Here is a 4,057-nt window from a genome sequence, read left to right on the forward strand (position 1 = left end):
CCGGCGACGGCGGTCAGGTGGATGATCGCGTTGGTGGACCCGCCGATCGCCAGCAGCACCCGCAACCCGTTCTCGAAGGCCTCCTGGGTGAGGATAGCGCCCATGTCGGTACCGCGTTCGGCGAGCGCCACGGCCTGCGCCCCGGTCCGCTCGGCGATCCGCACGCGGTCGGCAGTGACGGCAGGGGGACTGGCGCTTCCCGGCAGGGCGATGCCCATGGCCTCGGTCAGGCACGCCATGGTGCTGGCGGTCCCCATCACGGAGCAGGTGCCGACGCTCCCCACGAGCCGCGAGTTGACGTCGTCGATCTGCTGCCGGTCGATTTCCCCGCTGCGGAACTTCCCCCAGAAGGCCCGGCAGTCGGTGCATGCACCCACGCGCTGTCCGCGGTAGCCCCCGGTGAGCATCGACCCCGTCACCAGCGAGATAGCCGGCACCCCCGCCGACGCTGCGCCCATCAACTGCGCGGGCACCGTCTTGTCGCAGCCTCCGATGAGGACGACGGCGTCCATGGGCTGGGCGCGGATCATCTCCTCGGTGTCCATGGACATGAGGTTGCGCAGGAACATGCTGGTGGGCTGCGAGAAGCTTTCGTGGAGCGAGATGGTGGGGAAGTCGATCGGCAGTCCGCCGGCCATCAGTACCCCGCGTTTCACCGCTTCGAGCAGTGCGGGCATGTTCCCGTGGCACGGGTTGAAGCCGCTGCCCGTGTTGATGATGCCGATCACGGGCTTGTCCAGGGCGTCGTCCGAGTAACCGGCGCCCTTGATGAACGCCTTGCGCAGGAACAGGGAGAACTCCGCGTCCCCGTAGTTGGTCAGGCCCCGCCGGATCCCGGTGACGGGGCCCGTCGAGGCTGCGGATACACTCACCGGCACGCTGCCTGAAGGCGCTGCCTGGCCGGCGGGGGAAACGGGCTCGTTCACGGCGGAGCTATCGGAAGGCCGGGATGCCGGTGATGTGGTTGCCGAGGATCAGCGTATGCACCTCGTCCGTCCCCTCGTAGGTGCGCACGCTTTCGAGGTTGTTGGCGTGGCGCAGGGGAGAGTAGTCGAGCGTGACGCCGTTGCCGCCCAGCATCGCGCGGGCTTCACGGCAGATCTCGATCGCCTCACGGCAGTTGTTCAGCTTTCCCACCGAAATCTGGTAGGGCTGCAGGGTTCCGGCGTCCTTGAGCCTTCCCACCTGCAGGGCCAGCAGCATTCCCTTGTTGATCTCGAGGGCCATGTTGACGAGTTTCTGCTGGGTGAGCTGGTAGCCGGCGAGCGGCCTGCCGAACTGCAGGCGTTCGCGGGAGTAGTCGAGCGCAGCGAAGTAGCTGTCGCGCGCGGCTCCCATGGCGCCCCAGATGATCCCGTAACGGGCTTCGTTGAGGCACTCGAAGGGGCCGCGGAGTCCCTTGGCCTTCGGTAGCAGTGCTGTGCCGGGAAGCCGGATGTCGGTGAGTTCGACGTCGCACTGGATCGAGGCCCGCATCGAGAGTTTCTGCACGATCGGGGTCGCCTTGAAGCCCGGCGTGTCCGTCGGCACCACGAAGCCGCGGACGCCGTCGTCGGTCATCGCCCAGATGATCGCCACCTGTGCCACTGAGGCCAGGCCGATCCAGCGCTTGCTGCCATTCAGGACCCAGTCGTCGCCGTCGCGTCTGGCGAAGGTGAGCATGCTGCCGGGATCCGAACCGCCGGAGGGTTCGGTGAGTCCGAAGCAGCCGATCGCCGAGCCGGCGGCCATCTTCGGCAGCCACTCGTTCTTCTGCTCCTCCGAACCGTGTTTGGCGATCGCGCTCATCGCCAGGGAGCCCTGGACGCTGACGAAGGTCCGCAGCCCGGAATCGCCCGCCTCGAGTTCGAGCGCCGCGAGCCCGTACTCGACGGAGCTCCGGCCGGGGCAGCCGTAGCCCTTGATATGCATGCCGAGGAGTCCCAGTTCGGCCATGCGGGGCACGATCTCCAGCGGGAACTCGGCGCGATCGTACCAGTCGGCGATGTTCGGTTTGATGGCGGTGTCCACGAAACTGCGCACGCTATCGCGCAGGGCTCGTTCACCGTCCGAGAGCAGGGCGTCGATTCCGAGGAGGTCCGAAGGATCAGTCATGGGTCTACTTTCCGGTAGCTGTGGCGGTGGCCGAGGGGTGGAGGTGTGCCGTGAAGGTCGCACCGTCGTGCTCGCCGAGGAGCGGGGGCACACGCCGGTAGCTGGCGGGGGTTTCCGAGAGCCGGATGGGGTTCGCTACCTGGGAGCTGGTGCGCTCGGAGGCGGTATCAGTGATCTCGACGACGGGCGTGAGCCCGAGATCGTCGGCGAGCTGGAGCGCCTCGGCGATCGAGTTGACCTTGCCCGCCGTACTCAGCAGGCGTGACCATTCGACGGCGCTTCGAGTGCCGAGCTGCTCCTCGAGCAGGGCCTTGAGTGCACCGCGGTGGGCCACCCGGTTCGAATTGTCGCGGAAGCGGGAGTCGGCTGAGAGCTCCGGCACGCCGAGGACGCGCACCAGGGACTCGAACTGCCGATCGGTTCCGACGGCGACGGCCAGCGGGCTGTCGGCGGTCCGCAGCGTTTCGTAAGGGGCGATGCTGGGGTGGGCGTTTCCCATCCGCTGAGGTGCCTCGCCGGTGGCGAGCGTGCTCGAGGCCTGGTTGACCAGACCGGAGAGCAGGGAGGACAGCAGGTTGACGTCCACGCGCTGGCCCGTGCCCGTCGCGTCACGGGAGCGCAGCGCGGCAAGGATGCCCACCACCGCATTCTGGCCGGTGACCACGTCCACCAGCGCCACGCCCACCTTGCTCGGCTCGGAGTCCTGCGACCCGGTGACGCTCATCAGCCCACCCACGGCCTGTACAAGGAGGTCGTAGCCGGGCAGATGGGCTCCGCCGGCGCTGCCAAAGCCGGTGATCGAGCAGTACACCAGGTCCGGCCGCCGGGCGGAAAGGGTCTCGTAGTCAAGCCCGAAGCGCTGCATGACCCCGGGCCGGAAGTTCTCGATGACGACGTCGGCCTCCAGTGCGATCTCGAGCGCCCGCGCCAATCCGTCCGGACTGCGGAGGTCGCAGACCACCGAGCGCTTGTTCCGGTTCACGCTGGAGAAATAGGTGCCCACGCCATGCTCGTCCACCGGGGGAACCCAGGAGCGGGTGTCATCCCCCGCAGGGCTCTCCACCTTGAGGACGTCCGCCCCGAAGTCGGCGAGCATCATGGAGGCGAACGGTCCGGCGAGCACCCGCGAGAAATCCGCGACCTTCACCCCCTCCAGCGGGCCGGGTGGTGGGCTGCCTGCCGGCCTATCCGAATCACTGCTCAATGAATTCATCCTCCAAGAAAATGTGCCTGCAGCCCTAGCTGGACGCGGTGACGGGATTGCTGAGTACGCCGACGCCCGAGACGCGGCATTCGGCGGTGTCGCCCGGGGTGACGTGGATGGCGCCGGGGGTTCCGGTGGAGATCATGTCGCCGGGATACAGCGGCATCACCTTGCTGTGGAAACTGATCAGGTAGGCGGGGTCGTAGCGCATATGGGAAACCGTGTTGCTGCGCTTCACCTCGCCGTTGACCACTGTGGAGACCTCCATGTCGGCGAAGGTTCCGCTGCCCACTGCCTCGGCCAGCGGCACGATGCGGGGCCCGAAGGAGAAGAAGCCGGGAAAGTTCTTCGCGCGGGTGAGGAACCGCGGGTTGCGCTGCAGGATGTCCTCGGCCGTCTGGTCGAGCACGGGCACGACACCCACCAGGTAGTCCAGGGCGTCCTCTGGCTCGACGTTGCGGCAGTACCGGCCGATCACCACGGCCACCTCGGCCTCGGTGGTGGTGCGCTCGCTCTGTTCCGGAATGGGGATGGCTTCGCCGGGTCCGATGACGGTGTGGTCGCCCTTGATGAAGGACGCCGGTTCTTCCGGCACCCCCTCCGAGAGGTCGGAGGCGTGTTCTACATAATTTAGTCCGATACCCCAGAGCATGCGGGGGTGGCGATAGGGGGCACCGAAGGTGACGCCGTCGGGACTGCTGAAGACGGCGTCGTCGGCCGTCTCGGCAGCCGCGTCGAGTTGCCCGAGGAGATCCTCGG

At 67.4% G+C, this 4,057-nt stretch carries 4 protein-coding genes; all 4 read right to left on the reverse strand.

The genetic code is table 11. The features are described from left to right. The coding region (locus Y705_RS18550) for a dihydroxy-acid dehydratase domain-containing protein (RefSeq protein WP_173401064.1) at positions 1-872 on the reverse strand (872 nt) is incomplete at its 3' end. A gap of 61 nt (positions 873-933) precedes the next feature. Continuing rightward, positions 934-2,094 (reverse strand): acyl-CoA dehydrogenase family protein, encoded by a 1,161-nt coding sequence (locus tag Y705_RS0108775; RefSeq protein WP_026532595.1) that lies wholly within the window; start codon positions 2,092-2,094, stop codon positions 934-936. A gap of 4 nt (positions 2,095-2,098) precedes the next feature. Continuing rightward, entirely contained in the window at positions 2,099-3,307 is a 1,209-nt protein-coding gene (locus Y705_RS18555) for a CaiB/BaiF CoA transferase family protein (RefSeq protein WP_049822506.1), read from the reverse strand. Positions 3,308-3,332: 25 nt separating this feature from the next. Beyond that, positions 3,333-4,057, reverse strand: a 725-nt coding sequence (locus Y705_RS18560) for a fumarylacetoacetate hydrolase family protein (RefSeq protein ID WP_049822507.1), incomplete at its 5' end; no start/stop codon positions are given.

The organism is Arthrobacter sp. H41 (assembly GCF_000520535.1).
Lineage (GTDB): Bacteria > Actinomycetota > Actinomycetes > Actinomycetales > Micrococcaceae > Arthrobacter_D.